A 14,759-nucleotide genomic window follows, 5' to 3' on the forward strand; every position below is an offset into this window, starting at 1 on the left:
GAGAACACCCCACAAGCCACAGGCGTTCATCCACGCTGTACTTTTCATTGGCTCTCCTAAACAAAAATCAGATTTGGTTTTCGTGTCAGTTTTGGAACAAAATATGATTGCGCTATCACAACGGCACAGCTTATACGCGAGCCGAAAATCTCTTGTCAATCCCAGTTCCACCGAAATTTATGTTACGGTCGTCAATAATGGATGCTGGAAATGTCAATATTCTGTTAGCGTTCTCATAAAAGACACACAAGCGAGGCTAATGCGCAAGCCTTCACCAGTAAGAAAAGCAACACTCGTTGACGTCGCCCGGGCTGCCGGGGTCGGGCCAATGACGGTCTCCCGTACCATCAACGGTCACCCCTATGTCTCTGAAGCCACTGCAAAGCGTGTACAAGCGGCGATCCAGAAGCTGGGCTACCGTCCCAATCAGGCTGCCCGAATGCTCACCGGTCAGCTCTCGAAGTCCATTGGATTGATCGTGCCGAATGTTGCTGACCCCTTTTTCTCCGTAGTCAGTCGCGCTGTACAGCGGGCAGCTAGTTCAGCGGGGTATACAGTCTGGCTTGCCGTATCGGACTGCGACCCTGTCACGGAAGCCGCCGAGATTGAGCAGATGACCAACCATCCTGTCGATGGCATCGTTCTCGCGCCTGTGAATAGTCGCAGTAAGCATCTGAAGGCCCTGGCCGAAGGTCCCACCCCCGTTGTCACCATCGACCGCTCCATCGAGATCGCCTCGACCGATTCCGTCGAAGTTGAGAACCGGACCGGAGCGCACCTGGCCATCGAGCATCTGAGGCATCATGGCTACAAAAGAATTTATTGTGTCGCAACAGATTTTCATCTTCGTTCCATCCGGCTGCGGGTCGAGGCGTACGAAGAGTACATGCACCGTGAACGGCTCACTCCCCGCAAGCTCATCCTTTCCGATACGGGAGCCGCCCTGCCTTGGCTGAAATCACTCTTTGACTCTCGTTACCCACCGCAGGCGTTGTTCGCCACAAACAACGCCTGCACAATTGCCGTGATCGAAGTTCTCCAAACGCTCGGCATTCAAATCGGCAAAGATGTGGCGCTGGTCGGTTTTGACGACGTTTCTTTCTACCCGCTCATTCGCCCCGCAATCACCGCGATCAACCAGCCGGTAGCCGAGTTAGGGCGCACTGCCACACGATTGTTGCTCGACAGGGTGCATCACCATGGGCCCACAGAGAAAGTTCGCGTCATCTTGCCCGTCTCCCTGATCACACGTGAATCATGCGGTTGCAAGCGGCGAGCATAAGTTTTCTACCAGCACCACCTGTTCTTGTTTTCAGGAGTTGTCGTATGGCCGCGCATGATCTCTATCGAATCAAGCCCACACTAAAACTCCATCTCCTCACAAACGGATTCATTCTTGGATACGTTCTCATCAGCTGCCTTTCAGCACAGGCGCAACAGCACGCCTTCGCGCAAAAGAACGATGCGGTCGACTGGGTCAATCCCTACATAGGCACTGGCTCTGGCCCTATCGGCTATGGAGGCACCATGCCCTTTGTCACGCCGCCGTTCGGCATGACAGACTGGACGCCGCAAACGCGTCAGAACAGACTGAGCATCGTCTCCTACAACTACGCCGACAAAACCATCTCCGGCTTCATCGGAACTCATCAACCCGCAATCTGGATGGGCGACTACGGCTACGTCACGCTGGTGCCTGAGGTCGACTCGCTCAAGATCACATCGCAGGAGCGTGCGCTGCCATTCTCACACAGCGATGAGGTCGTGCATCCGGACTACTACGCTGTCACCGAACAGGCTGCACCGGCGCGCCCCTTGCGTACAGAGATGACCGCAACCGCGCGCTGCGCTTACATGCGGTTAACCTTCCCTGCGAGCAACAAAGCCATCCTCATGGTTGAGGCCTCGCGCCCCGGATTCGCCGGCTTCGCAAAGGTCGATCCCGCAAAGCACGAGATCGTCGGCTACAACCCAGCGCGCACCGACGCAAACCTTGGGCCCTTGAAATTGCCGCACTTCAAGGGATACTTCGTCGTTCAGTTTCGCAAAGCATTTGCCGCGTCCGGCACCTTTGGCCCGAACGGGCCAATCTCGGCGCAATCAATAGGAGCCTACGCACAATTCGTCACGCGTGATCGTGAGGTCATTGAAGTCCGCGTCGGCACATCCTTTATCAGCGTCGAGCAGGCACGAGAAAATCTCGCCAAAGAGATCCCCATTTGGGACTTCGATGAGGTCCGCGCGCAACTCCATCGCGAGTGGCTGAACAAGCTCGACCGCGTCACCCTCGACGGCGCCTCCCAAGACCAGCGACATATTGTCTACACCGCGCTCTACCATGCTCTGCTCTATCCACGCATCTTCTCCGAGTACGGCCACTACTACAGCGCGTTCGACGATCAGGTCCACACCGGCGAGTCCTACACCGCCTACTCCATCTGGGACACCTTCCGCGCGGAGTTCAGCCTGCTGACGCTCCTCGCCCCCGAGCGCATCAACGGAATGATCACCGCCCTCCTTCAGAATTACAAAGAAGGCGGCTGGATGCCGAAGTGGCCGAACCCGTCCTACACCAACATCATGATCGGTACTCACGCCGACTCGCTTGTGGCTGAAGCAATGCGCAAAGGTTTCAAGGGCTTCGACTACAACGTCGCGTGGGACGCCGTCTACAAAGACGCGATGACACCGCCCGACGGCGACACCACGCGCCGCTGGTCCGATCGCGAACCCGACACACCCTACGAAGCGCGCGGCGGTCTCACCTACCTCAAGCGACTCGGCTATGTCCCCGCGGACAAGACCGCTGAGTCCGCCTCGCGCACTCTTGAGGACTCCTACGACGACTGGTGCGTCTCGCAAATCGCGCGCATGTTGGGCAAGACCAGGGACGCCGACTACTTCCAGAACCGCGCGCACGACTACGAAAACATCTTCAATAACTCGACCGGATTCATGCAGGCAAGAAACTCGGATGGTTCCTGGGCTGCTCCCGATGCCGGTTGGACGGAGGGCAACACCTGGGTCTACACCTGGGCCGTCATGCAGGACATCCCCGGCCTCATGAAGTTGATGGGCGGCAAAGATATCTACAACGCCAGACTCGACCAGCACTTCACAGGCGGCCACAACATCCACAAGAATGAGCCCAGCCACCACTACGGCTATCTCTACGACTACAGCGGAGAACCATGGAAAACACAAGCCAAAGTACGCGAGATCGCAAACGCAGAGTACGCGAACCTACCCGCCGGTCTCGATGGTGATGATGACTGCGGCCAGATGTCAGCCTGGTATCTCTTCACCGCCCTCGGCTTTTACCCAGTCACACCCGCATCCGGCAACTACATGATCGGCAGCCCCATCTTCTCGCGCATGAGCATGCGTCTTGCAAACGGAAGGCAGTTCACCATCATCGCCGACAACAACAGCGATGCCAACCGTTACATCCAATCTGCAACCTTGAACGGCAAACCTCTCAACAAGCCGGTCATCACCTACGAAGACATCATGAGCGGGTCAATGCTCCACCTTCAGATGGGCAGCTCACCTTCGCAGTGGGCGGCGCAATGGTCTCCGTCACCTCTCCCCGGTTCTCCAATTGGCCTCAAGCCAAACCAGATGGCCGCACACTAGAGCGCAGTGAAGAACCATCAGGTGATGTTCTGATTGGATAACAGCGGCCTCAGAACCAAGGGGCAGGGAGTGAGGACCCGCAGTCGAAGTGGCCCTGGCGCTGAAACTCGGCGACTGGCAAAGCAGCCCGCTCTAGTCGATGACTCGCCATGCGAGCAGGCGGCTCTGCACCGCGCTCGCATTCATGTTCTGGTTTCCAAGCAGCAGCTCAAAGTGAGGGATGCTTCCATCGGGCCGCTGGATGCGCCTCAGAAAAGGAAGTAGCTGAGCATCATCGGAGACGAAGTCCCACGCGCCCTCGGTTCCTGACATCGAGGTGCCTTCAACAATAAGCGCATTTCCGTTGTTCGCCAGGTTAGGAACATAGGCAACGAGGCAGAACACGCGGCGTTGGGGATCGTTCCAGGCCGAGTCCCACTGTTTGGGCTCTCCCGGCTTGGGTGAGCGATTGATGACCGAGAAGACGTTCGCCTTGTAATCGTTGTGAAAGACAAAGTTCATATTGCGCTCGTAGAGCTCAACCCAGGGGTTCGCCTCCGAGGCGCCGATAAGAACGGTATTGCCAGACTTGAGATCGTTGGGCCGGACGTCGCGAGCGTAGCGGACTTGTAGTTCACTCTGGTAGCGCTCAGAGAGGCGTTCGAGCTGGTCAACGGCATTGAGGTCGACGATAGAGGTATAGCGGCGATCGGCGAGATTGGAGAGCCACTCGGGGAGTGTGGCATCCGGACGGTACCCCATAGTCTCAGGTGGCTGGGCGCGATACTCCCCCTGCAGATAGTCATTGAGACCGATGGAGCGACCGGAGATGTTGTGAAAGAGTACGAGACCCGAGTCGGCCGGTACTACGAGCGTAGGTTGCCCTTTCAGCAGCAAGTGGCTCCACAAAGGATGTTGCGGTACAGGTGCAGAGGCAGCGAGTGAAAGCCGATGTTCGCGGATACCGAGCACCACGACAACCACAAACAGCAGTCCGCAGAGGAACCACGGTAGCCGCTGCGTGCTTTGCTGACGCTCCGCAGGGGTGACGCCGGGTAATGGAGGCGTCATTGCGGGTAAATGAGGTAACTGCTCAGTTGTACGGGGAACGGCAGCAGCAACCCGCGGCTCAAAGACCGGAACGTATCCTCCACGCGGAATAACGAGACATACAGGCTCACCCGCGCCTTCGTGCTGAAAGTAGAGCTCAAGGCGTTGGCGTAGACGGCTGGCCTGGGTACGGACGATACCGTCAATCGAGGAGTCGTAATCTTGCAAGCGGCCAAATACCGCGTGGCCGATGCGCTGCTCATTGATCTCTGCCTCGCGCCCTTTGAAGGCCATGTCGCACACATAGGTGAGCAGAGTGCAGAGGCGTTCGCTGCGCGCGAAGGTAGGAGAGATCAGGATACGGTTGAGCAGCTCCCGGCGAGCGAGGTCAGGCCAGTCTGCCGCGGATGTGGTCTCGGCGGAAGCGCTCTGTGCTCGTTCGAGTTCACTCTTCATCACAACGGTCAATGTCCTTAAACAGCGATTAAAACAGCCATTTGTGAACAGCCAGTGAATGACTTTGTAACCGTGTGTTGACTGTATCAGGATGCATGAAGATGCGATAACTGGCTGACTCACAGCGGGTTGTGGCGTGTATCGGTGACGTCACCGTGAATTCGTTAGGCGCAACGCACGGAGGCTGCTAGAGGTAAGCGTGTTCTCACAGAGAAAGCAACCTTGAGCCATAGGGCTTGAGAGCGAAGGGTGCGGCCTCCAGGTAGCCGGGTCTGGAGATGCGATAGTCCTGCAGCACCGGCACAGCAGAACCCTCTTACGGATTGGCAAGGAGCGAATACATCATGAATCGGCAGCCGCATCGTGGAATGAACAGACCTGTCCTGCATCGACTGGCGATGGTCCTGTTTCTGGCGTTAACCCCGTGGGCCTCGGCCCGCGCACAGTTTGACTCGGGCGCAGTGCTAGGCAACATCAAGGACCCCTCGGGCGCGATCATCCCCTCGGCGACGGTAGAGCTGGACAGCGTGGCACAGGGCACAAAGGTGCTGAGGAAGACGGACTCGGGCGGTGCCTATGAGTTCGATAGCGTACAGCCGGGCGAGTACATCCTGGTGGTTTCGGCGCAGGGGTTCGAGGTGTCGAAGACGGATGCGTTCAAGGTGAACGTAGGCGCTCGGCAACGCGTGGATCTGGCCTTGAAGCTGGGTGAAGCGAGCGACACGGTAACGGTCTCCGGCGCGGCGTCGCTGCTTGAGACCGACACCAGCGACCGTGGCGAGACGGTCCCCGGCAACGAAGCTGTGGCGCTGCCGTTGAATGGGCGTTCATACGCGGACCTGGCGCAGCTCGTACCGGGTGTGCGACGTTCTTTGATCGCAACGGTAGCGTCCGTACCACCGCGCGACGCCTCTTATGACGTGAACGGCCTGACCTCAATGGACAACAACTTCACGCTGGATGGCATCGACAACAACGCCTACCAGGAGGCCAATCAGGGCTACTCGAACGAAGCGGTGATCCCGTCCCCCGACGCGCTGCAGGAGTTCAAGGTACAGACGGACAACTACTCAGCGGAGTATGGCCGAGCCGGCGGCGCGATCGTGAACGCCACCACACGCAGCGGCACAAACATGTTTCATGGCGGCGCGTATGACTACCTGCGCAATACAGTGCTGAACGCCTTCGGGCCGTTTTATGGCACAGGTGTAAAGCCGACCCTGGTGCAGAACCAGTTCGGTGGTACCTTTGGCGGCCCGGTGCTGAAGGACAAGCTGTTCTTCTTCGTGGACTACGAAGGGCTGCGCTCTGTCGCTCACACGCTCATGACGGCGACGTTGCCAACACCGACGGAGCTCACAGGCCTGTTCACCTCAGACGGCACACCGACAGGCACTCCTGTCCCGGTAAAGAACCCGTACACCGGTGCGGTCTATGCCAACGGCCAGGTGCCGCTGACTGATCCGAACATCGACCCGGTAGCTCTGGAGGCATTCAAGTATCTGCCAACGCCTAATATTCCCGGCGCGTCGCTGACTGCGGCGAACTACCAGTACCTGCCGGCCAGCACAACCACTGACGACAAGGGCGATGCGCGCGCGGATTACACACTGAACTCACAGCAGAACGGCTTCGTCCGCTACAGCCAGCGCGCTGTAAGCTACTTCCAGCCGCCTGCATTTCCCGGCATCGCTGGTGGAAACACGAACGGCACGCTCTATGCCCGGACACGTCAGGTGGCCGCGGGCTGGAACTGGACGCTGACTTCGAGTTCGATCCTGGAGTTGCGCTTTGGGCAAACATGGACACAGAGCGGCAAGAGCCCCATCTTTCTGGGTGCGACGAACTTCTACACAGCCGCGGGCATCACAGGCGTAAACATCCCCACCGATCCAGCCTATACGGGTGGCCTCAATGCTCAGGCTGTCACAGGCTTCTCCGCCTTCGGCGAGCAGACGACGAACCCGCAGTTCAACTATCCCACGCAGACCAACCCGAGGGTGAACTACACATGGGGCAAAGGACGCCACAGCCTGAAGGTAGGCTATGAGTTCGGCCTCTTGAACCAGGCGATCTCGGACTTCCATCCGAAGTATGGCAGTGACGTGTACGGCGGCGCTTTCAGCTCGACGACAGGCTCTACGTCGCAGGCAGCAAACCTGACGGACTTCCTCTTCGGCGCGCGCAACAACTACTCCCTCAACGCGTACAACGAGATCAACTACGAACGCTACTGGCACATGGCCTACATCCAGGATGACTGGAAAGCCCTGCCGAAGCTGACGATCAACGCCGGTCTGCGGTACGAGTTTGTCTCGCCGAACTACGAGCAGAACAACAACCTGCTGAACTACGATCCTGTGAACCAGCGTCTGTTGCACGCGGGAACTGGCACAGACGTGACCAGCACAGCGCCGGGACACATCTATACGCTCCACTATGTGGGCGGAGGCTCACTCGCCAATCGCGGGCTGGTGAACCCGGACTATAAGGACTTTGGGCCACGGCTTGGGTTCTCCTACCAGGTGCTCCCCAAAACGGTGATCCGCGGCGGTTACGCCATCAGCTATGCGTATCTGTTCCGCTTCGGTGGCGAAGGCATGCTTGGCTACAACGGCCCGAACAACTACGACGCGACGATCAACCAGACGCCAGACCAAGGGCTCTGCGTTACGCAGGCTGGGTCGACAGCGGGTTCGCTGACACTAGACCCGAGCACATGCTTCCGCCGCACACAGGATGGCTACGAGAACGACTTCGACGGCCCCGCGAACTTCTCCACGCTCAAGGCGCAAACACGCTATCAGTTGAAGGACTTCAAAACGCCTTACGTGCAGGCCTATCACCTCTCCGCCCAGCAGGAGCTGCCATATAAGTTCACGCTGGAGGTCTCATACGTTGGCGACCACGCCGTACACGTTCCAGCGCTGGAGGACACCAACCAGGCGCGGACCTGTTTGCCCAGCGAAATCCCAGCGGCGAACCCCGGTCAGTGCGCAACGTCGCTGCAGGGACGGCGTCCAATCTCCACCTTTACGGACATCCTCACCGAATCGAACGCCGGCTTCCTGGACTACAACTCATTGCAGACCAAACTTGAGAGGCGGTTCTCGCAAGGCATCTTCCTGATCAACTCGTTCACCTGGTCGCACGGGGTCAACAACTCATCGGCCGACCTTGAGGCAAATAACGGCGACGGCGCAGTGGTGAATATCGCAAACGTAAAGAGTGATCGCGGCCCATCAGGCTACAACCAGCCGCTCAACGATACGACCTCCGTAATCGCCGACATTCCGTTCGGGCACGGTGAGCGATTTGGCTCAAGCATCCCAGGCTGGGAGCAACAGGTGCTTGGTGGCTGGCAGCTCACGGGCATCAATGTCGTAACCAGTGGCGTGCCCATCAACCTGACGTATACCGCAAGCACCAACCAGGTGGTCTCGACGACAAGCTCCGCCTACTCCCTGCGCCCGAACCTCACGGGCACGCCCGGTGCGGTGTACGGCAAGACGTTGACGAAGACGAACAGCTCGCTGAACGGGTACTTCGTCCAGTCGGGTGTCTCGGTGCCACTGGGATCGCAGCTCTTCGGCACCGCGGGACGCAACGATCTGAGCGGGCCGGCATATGGCCAGTTCGACCTGGCGGCGCACAAAAAGTTCACGCTGCCCAACGAGCGGTATAGCGCGGAGTTTCGCATCGAAGCATTCAACGTGCTGAACGCGACAAACTACATCAGCCCGGGCTCATCAATCGGCAGCGTAAACAGCAACTCAGGCGCGTTTACGCAGAGCGGAAGCTTCGGACAGTTCAGCGGCAGCAGCAGCGTATATCCATCCCGCCAGGTACAGCTGGCACTGCGACTCGCCTTCTAAGCAACAAATCCCAAGACTAAGGGCAGCGGCCTTTCACGGCTGCTGCCCACGCTCTCCAATCTTTGGAGACGCGGGTTTCGTGTTCTCTCAAAACAGAAAGGATCGTTTCGATGTCTATCGTGAATACCCGTTCGAGTCGTCGTGCATTTCTCTTGCAGGCCTCTGCTTTAACTGCAGCGGCTGCGCTGCCGGGCGCACTTGTAGCTCAGTCTAATCCGGCACTGGATGCTCCAATCGACATCGAGGCGATCGAGCAGCAGGCCGCGAAGATACCGAACCGTGACACGCTGCTGAAGTTCAACACCAACGGCACCCGGAAGCCCTTCGCGGGCAACACGGTGATCTGCCATCTGCCCGTGCAGTGCACCATGCGCGACGCGATGGTGTCGCTGCATCAGGAATTGGCCGCCTCACCGTTCCGGCACAAGCTGGGATTGACCTCGACCGACAGCTATCACATGACAGTCTTCCCCGGTGCAAACGATCAGGACCGCACAGCATACGGATGGCCATCATACGTGCCGCTCAACGCAACGATCGAGCAGTGCAATCAGACCGTGGAAGAACGCATGCAGGCAGCACGCCTGCGTTGCAAGCTGCCCCTCCGCGTGCGCGTGGACGAGCCGGCAACGCTGAACTACTTCGCCGCATGCACGCTGCGCATGGTGCCCGCCGATCGCGAGGAGAACACCAAACTACGCGCGCTGCGTGATCAACTGGCCGAGGTCTACGGGTTCCGCACGAAGGACCACGACCAGTACACATTTCACATCACAATGTCATACCAGACCGCGCGCTTTACAGCGCAGGAGCAGATGGCCTACCGGAAAATCCTGCGTGCGCACCTGCAACATATCACAGCCGCCGCTCCCGTACTGGAGCTCGGCGAGCCCGAGTATTGCATCTTTCCTGACATGTTCCGCTTCGAACCGAAGATACTGCTTGCCTGCTCGTAGGCATGCAAGAGTGCGACGCTCATCCGCCATATCCATCGATCCAGAAGGATGAGGAGCAAAACTTAAAAAGCAAAAGCCCCCAAAATTGCGGGGGCTTTGTCGGCTTCTGGCGTTCTGAAACGATGAACGCGAATGTATGGCGGAGAGTGGGGGATTCGAACCCCCGATAGAACTTTTGATCCTATAACGGTTTAGCAAACCGCCGCCTTCAGCCTCTCGGCCAACTCTCCTGCGGGTGGTCTCGAAGTACAGACCGCTCGGATTCCTGTCAGAAGTATAGCCTAACCGCGCGGCCGCCCGCACGCCAGTCGTACATTCTCATCCATCTACCGTTCGCGCCTGCGCGCCATCCGCGTTATAGTGCGTAGAAACTGCCCACACCGCAGTGCCCGCACAGTCCGGGCCAAGGAGACACCCGGCCATACGCAGCCCAGCCGCCAGCAACAAGCTACGCCTCCTCCCGCTCATCGGCGCAACCTACTTTATGGTGGCCGGCGGGCCTTACGGTTTGGAAGACATTCTCGGCAAGGCCGGCTACCTGCGAGCGCTCCTGCTGCTCGCCATCATCCCTCTTATCTGGAGCCTGCCCACCTCCCTCATGGTCGGCGAACTCGCCAGCGCCATCCCCGACGAAGGCGGCTACTACGTCTGGGTCCGCCGCGCGCTTGGCCGCTTCTGGGGCTTTCAGGAAGCATGGCTCTCGCTCGCAGCCAGCGTCTTCGACATGGCCATCTACCCGGTCATCTTCGTCGACTACCTCTCGCGCCTCGCGCCCAGCCTCACCGCCGGTTATCGCGGAGTCCTATGGGCACTCGCCGTCGTTCTAATCTGCACGCTCTGGAATCTCCGTGGCGCAAAGGTCGTCGGCGTCGGCTCCGTCATTCTCTTCTGCATCCTGCTCGCGCCCTTTGTCGTGCTCATCGGCTACGCGATGCTCCGCTGGCACGGCATCGGCTCCGGCGCCATACTGCATCCCGTCGCCGCACCGGACATGGCCGGGGCCATCTCCGTCACACTCTGGAACTACATGGGCTGGGACAACGCCTCCACCGTCGCGCAGGAGGTCGAAGACCCGCAGCGCAACTACCCGCGTGCGATGGTCTCTGCCGCGGTCCTCGTAGCTCTCACATACATCCTTCCGTTACTCGCAGTCGGTCTCGCCGGCCTCGCAGCAGACCAGTTCTCCACCGGCGCCTGGACCGACGCCGCACGCACCCTTGCAGGCCCGTTCCTCGCTCTCACCATCGTCATCGGCGGCATGATCAACGGCACCGGCATGTTCAATGCCCTCATGCTCAGCTACACCCGCGTTCCCTTCGCAATGGCCGAAGACGGCATGTTGCCCGGCGCGCTCTCACGGCTCTTTCTGCGGCGCAATCAGCGAGGCGTCCCCTGGGTCAGCGTGCTCTTTTGCGCGGTGATCTGGGCCTTCGCACTGCGCTTCACCTTCGAGCGCCTCATCTCCATCGACCTCGTGCTCTACGGCGCGGCCCTCATGCTGGAGTTCGTAGCTCTGGTCGTGCTGCGCCGGCGCGAGCCCGGTCTCATCCGCCCCTACCGCGTACCCGGAGGCACAGCCGGAACGGTTGCCGCAGGAGTCGGCCCAGCGCTGCTCATCGCCTACGCCATCTACGCAGCCCGCGGCGAACAGGTCCTCGGCATGAACGCTCTGCTCTTCGCCGCGATCGTCGGCCTCAGCGGCGCGGTCATCTCCTGGCTGCTCCCCAGGGTCAGCCGCGGCAATCCGCACGCGTAGTCCTGCGCGAACACAAAGGCCTGCGAGTCAGCCTCGCAGGCCTTGAAAATGTGCTCACGTATCGGGCTACTTGCCAGCAGCCTTCTTGTCCGTAAACGCCTTCCGGGCTTTCTCGATCACCTTGATCGCTTCATCCACACCGCGCCAGCCATCGGTATCGACAGTCTTGCCCTCCAGGTCCTTGTAGATGGAGAAGAAGTGATCGATCTCTTTCAGAATATGCGGATACACATCCGTGTAGTTCTTCACATCGGCATAGCGGGGATTGCCGTCGCCAACGCACAGGATCTTCTCATCGCCCTGTCCCTGGTCCACCATCTGCAGCATGCCGATGGGACGAACGGTCAGCACACAACCCGGAAAGCTCGGCGTATCCACCAGCACCAGCACATCCAGCGGATCGCCGTCATCGCCCAGCGTCGACGGGATAAATCCATAGTCGCCAGGGTAATGTACCGGCGAGTACAGGTTGCGGTCCAAGCGGAAGACGTGCAGTTCCTTGTCGTACTCATATTTGCTGATTCCTTCCAGAGGAATCTCGATGACGGCGTTGACCAGGTGCGGTGCGCCAGGGCCAACAGGCAGTTCAAGGTAATTCGGCATAGGTGCGAGGGGGACTCTCTTCTCCTGATCGGTAGATTGGCTCGTCAGCGGTCGCGCCTGGGTGAATTGCCATAGATCGACACCGCAAGCAAACCGGGAGGGCCATTGCGGTCGCGCCTCGGCACAGCCATTGCCGCCGAGATCGCCGCAGAACTCCAGTCCATAGTCTACAGGCTGCCGGGGAGACAGCGGCATAAACGCCATTCTGCGGCGCTCACAGGACTTTGGTATGCCGTCATGAGCGCATTCCGTCCCATGTTGCCTCCCAGTCGAAACACGCATCGAACACGGTACAGCTGAGGGGAACAGCTCGGCCTACTTTTCTCGGTTCTGGAGCCTTGAATGTCATTTATACGCATTGCAGTACTCTTTTGTATTTGTTGGATAACCGGTTTTGTTTTCTCTGGATCGGCGGTGGCGCAGTCGCTCTCCACCGCCAGCAAAGCAGCTGAAATTTCAGTCTTCGGCGCCTACATGGGCGGCACACCCGATTACGGCCCTCACACATGGAAGGGCATATCAGCAGGCGGAGACTTCACCGTCTTCCCCCGCTTCATCCTCAAGCCTGCGCTGGAGGTCCGCGGCAACGTCCTCTCGGCGAGGGCAGCCACCGAGAAGACCGTACTATTCGGGCCGCGAGTGCAGTTGGACTGGCGCGGCAGGTTTCATCCTTACGGCGACTTCCTCATCGGCGCAGGCGAGATCCTCTTCCACCCCGACCCCGCGCCCGGCTACTCCGGCGATCGCAGCAAGGTCTACTCCTACGGCGGCGGCATCAACATCGACGTCGCTTATCACCTCTCAGCAAAGTTCGACTTCCAGCAACAGAGCTGGAACCTTGGACCGAACTCCGATTCTGCCTCCTCTGGCAACTTCACCCTCACACCGCGCACCTTGCAGATCGGCGTTACCTACACGCTGCCCTTCCGCTTCTTGAACCATGCCAGCGACTACCGCTAGACGAAACAGCGGCACGATCTATTGCACAACCTCTCCGTAAAGTTCGACTTCCAACAACAAACTGGAACCTCGGCAAGAACCTGCCGTTCAAACCCGACGACAGCAACTACACCCTCACGCCGCGCACGCTGATCTTTGGCATCACCTACCACTTCCCCTTCGCGGGGCTCCGCAAACAGCGTGACCTGCAGTAACGCCCGACACCCGCTCATGCCGCATGAACCCCCTCTGAACGGCTATCGCCCCCGTTCTTCAGCCCGGCGCGCACAGTGCTAGGCTGGAGAACGGGAGTCTTGAACGCTTTGAATCCGAACGAAACAACCGAGGCCGCACTGCATCCTCACGGCAGCAGCCGATTCATCCGCGCCTGCCTGCGCCAGCCCGTCGACCGCACCCCCATATGGCTTCTCCGCCAGGCTGGCCGCTACATGCCGGAGTACATGGCCGTCCGCAAGCACCATTCACTACTGGATATCTGCCGCACGCCGGAGATCGCCGCCGAAGTCACCATCACCGCCGCCGAGCGCCTCGGCGTCGACGCAGCCATCATCTTCGCCGACCTCCTTCTGCCCTTCACGCCTATGGGTCTCGACTTCGAGTTCGTCAACGGCGAAGGCCCTGTCGTCCATCAGCCCATTCGTTCCCTCGAACACATCGAAGCCCTCCGCACCGACCGCACCGACGACCTCCGCTACGTCGCCCAGGCCATCGAAAAAGTCGGCCAGCACTTCAATCAACCGCGACCCGACGGCGATCAACTAGGCATCATCGGCTTCATCGGAGCGCCCTTCACCCTAGCCAGCTACATGATCGAAGGCGGCAGCTCCCGCAACTACGTCGAGACAAAAAAGCTCATGTACGCCTCAGGCTCAGGCAACAATCTGGGTGCCCCATCTTCGCCGACAGCTCCATCGTTGGCTAAGGTGGGTTCGCGGGACGCCAAGGCCTGGCCGCTCCTCCTCGAAAAACTCCTCACCGTCCTCACCGACTACGCCGCCCAGCAGGTCGAAGCCGGCGCCGACGTCATCCAGATCTTCGACTCCTGGGCTGGCGCGCTCTCCGTCACCGACTACCGCGACTACTGCCTCCACGCCACCACCGAGCTCGTCCAACGCGTCAAAGCTCTCGGCGTCCCTGTCATCTACTTCGGCGTCGACACCGCGAGCCTGCTCCCCACCATGCGCGAAACCGGTGCCGATGTCCTCGGCCTCGACTGGCGCATTCCGCTCGATGAGGGCTGGCGCGCCATTGGCTACGGCACCGCCGTACAGGGCAACCTCGACCCCATCACGCTCTTCGCGCCGCAGGACGTCCTCGAAGCTCGCGTCAAAGAGATCCTCGATCTAGCAGCCAACCGCAACGGCCACATCTTCAACCTCGGCCACGGCATCGTACCCGGCACACCCGTCGAGAACGTGATCCACGTCGTCGACGTCGTAAAGAAGTACAGCCTCCGCGAAGCCGCCGTCGCAAAGTGATGTCCATCAC

9 protein-coding genes and 1 tRNA gene are annotated in these 14,759 nt (G+C 59.5%); 7 read left to right on the plus strand and 3 right to left on the minus strand.

Annotated features, from left to right (window positions below; all coding sequences use genetic code 11):
* Positions 1–259 precede the first annotated feature (259 nt).
* Positions 260–1,282, plus strand: coding sequence for a LacI family DNA-binding transcriptional regulator (locus GOB94_RS06105; RefSeq protein ID WP_182277965.1), 1,023 nt, complete (start codon positions 260–262; stop codon positions 1,280–1,282).
* Positions 1,283–1,326: 44 nt separating this feature from the next.
* Positions 1,327–3,636: a GH92 family glycosyl hydrolase gene (locus GOB94_RS06110; protein WP_182277966.1), complete on the plus strand. Its 2,310-nt coding sequence runs from the start codon at positions 1,327–1,329 to the stop codon at positions 3,634–3,636.
* Between the two features lie 132 nt (positions 3,637–3,768).
* Here the strand turns inward: GOB94_RS06110 and GOB94_RS06115 are convergent, their stop codons facing one another.
* Complete coding sequence (locus GOB94_RS06115) at positions 3,769–5,244, minus strand: hypothetical protein (protein WP_182277967.1); 1,476 nt, start codon at positions 5,242–5,244, stop codon at positions 3,769–3,771.
* A 221-nt stretch (positions 5,245–5,465) separates the two neighbouring features.
* On the opposite strand from GOB94_RS06115, the gene GOB94_RS06120 reads away from it, so the two are divergent.
* Positions 5,466–8,996, plus strand: coding sequence for a carboxypeptidase regulatory-like domain-containing protein (locus GOB94_RS06120; RefSeq protein ID WP_182277968.1), 3,531 nt, complete (start codon positions 5,466–5,468; stop codon positions 8,994–8,996).
* Positions 8,997–9,106: 110 nt separating this feature from the next.
* Positions 9,107–9,952, plus strand: coding sequence for a DUF1868 domain-containing protein (locus GOB94_RS06125; RefSeq protein WP_182277969.1), 846 nt, complete (start codon positions 9,107–9,109; stop codon positions 9,950–9,952).
* A gap of 137 nt (positions 9,953–10,089) precedes the next feature.
* On the opposite strand, the gene GOB94_RS06130 is transcribed toward GOB94_RS06125, so the two are convergent.
* Positions 10,090–10,182 (minus strand) — tRNA-Ser (locus tag GOB94_RS06130).
* 155 nt (positions 10,183–10,337) lie between these two features.
* On the opposite strand from GOB94_RS06130, the gene GOB94_RS06135 reads away from it, so the two are divergent.
* Positions 10,338–11,708: an APC family permease gene (locus tag GOB94_RS06135; RefSeq protein WP_346265647.1), complete on the plus strand. Its 1,371-nt coding sequence runs from the start codon at positions 10,338–10,340 to the stop codon at positions 11,706–11,708.
* 66 nt (positions 11,709–11,774) lie between these two features.
* On the opposite strand, the gene GOB94_RS06140 is transcribed toward GOB94_RS06135, so the two are convergent.
* On the minus strand, positions 11,775–12,311 hold the full coding sequence (locus GOB94_RS06140) for an inorganic diphosphatase (protein WP_182278469.1): 537 nt from the start codon (positions 12,309–12,311) through the stop codon (positions 11,775–11,777).
* Positions 12,312–12,725: 414 nt separating this feature from the next.
* On the opposite strand from GOB94_RS06140, the gene GOB94_RS06145 reads away from it, so the two are divergent.
* Both GOB94_RS06145 and GOB94_RS06150 read left to right on the plus strand, forming a co-directional pair.
* Positions 12,726–13,271, plus strand: coding sequence for a hypothetical protein (locus tag GOB94_RS06145; RefSeq protein WP_182277970.1), 546 nt, complete (start codon positions 12,726–12,728; stop codon positions 13,269–13,271).
* A 302-nt stretch (positions 13,272–13,573) separates the two neighbouring features.
* Positions 13,574–14,749 (plus strand): uroporphyrinogen decarboxylase, encoded by a 1,176-nt coding sequence (locus GOB94_RS06150; protein WP_255484278.1) that lies wholly within the window; start codon positions 13,574–13,576, stop codon positions 14,747–14,749.
* The last annotated feature ends 10 nt before the right edge of the window (positions 14,750–14,759 follow it).

Origin of the sequence: Granulicella sp. 5B5, assembly GCF_014083945.1 — a bacterium.
Lineage (GTDB): Bacteria > Acidobacteriota > Terriglobia > Terriglobales > Acidobacteriaceae > Granulicella.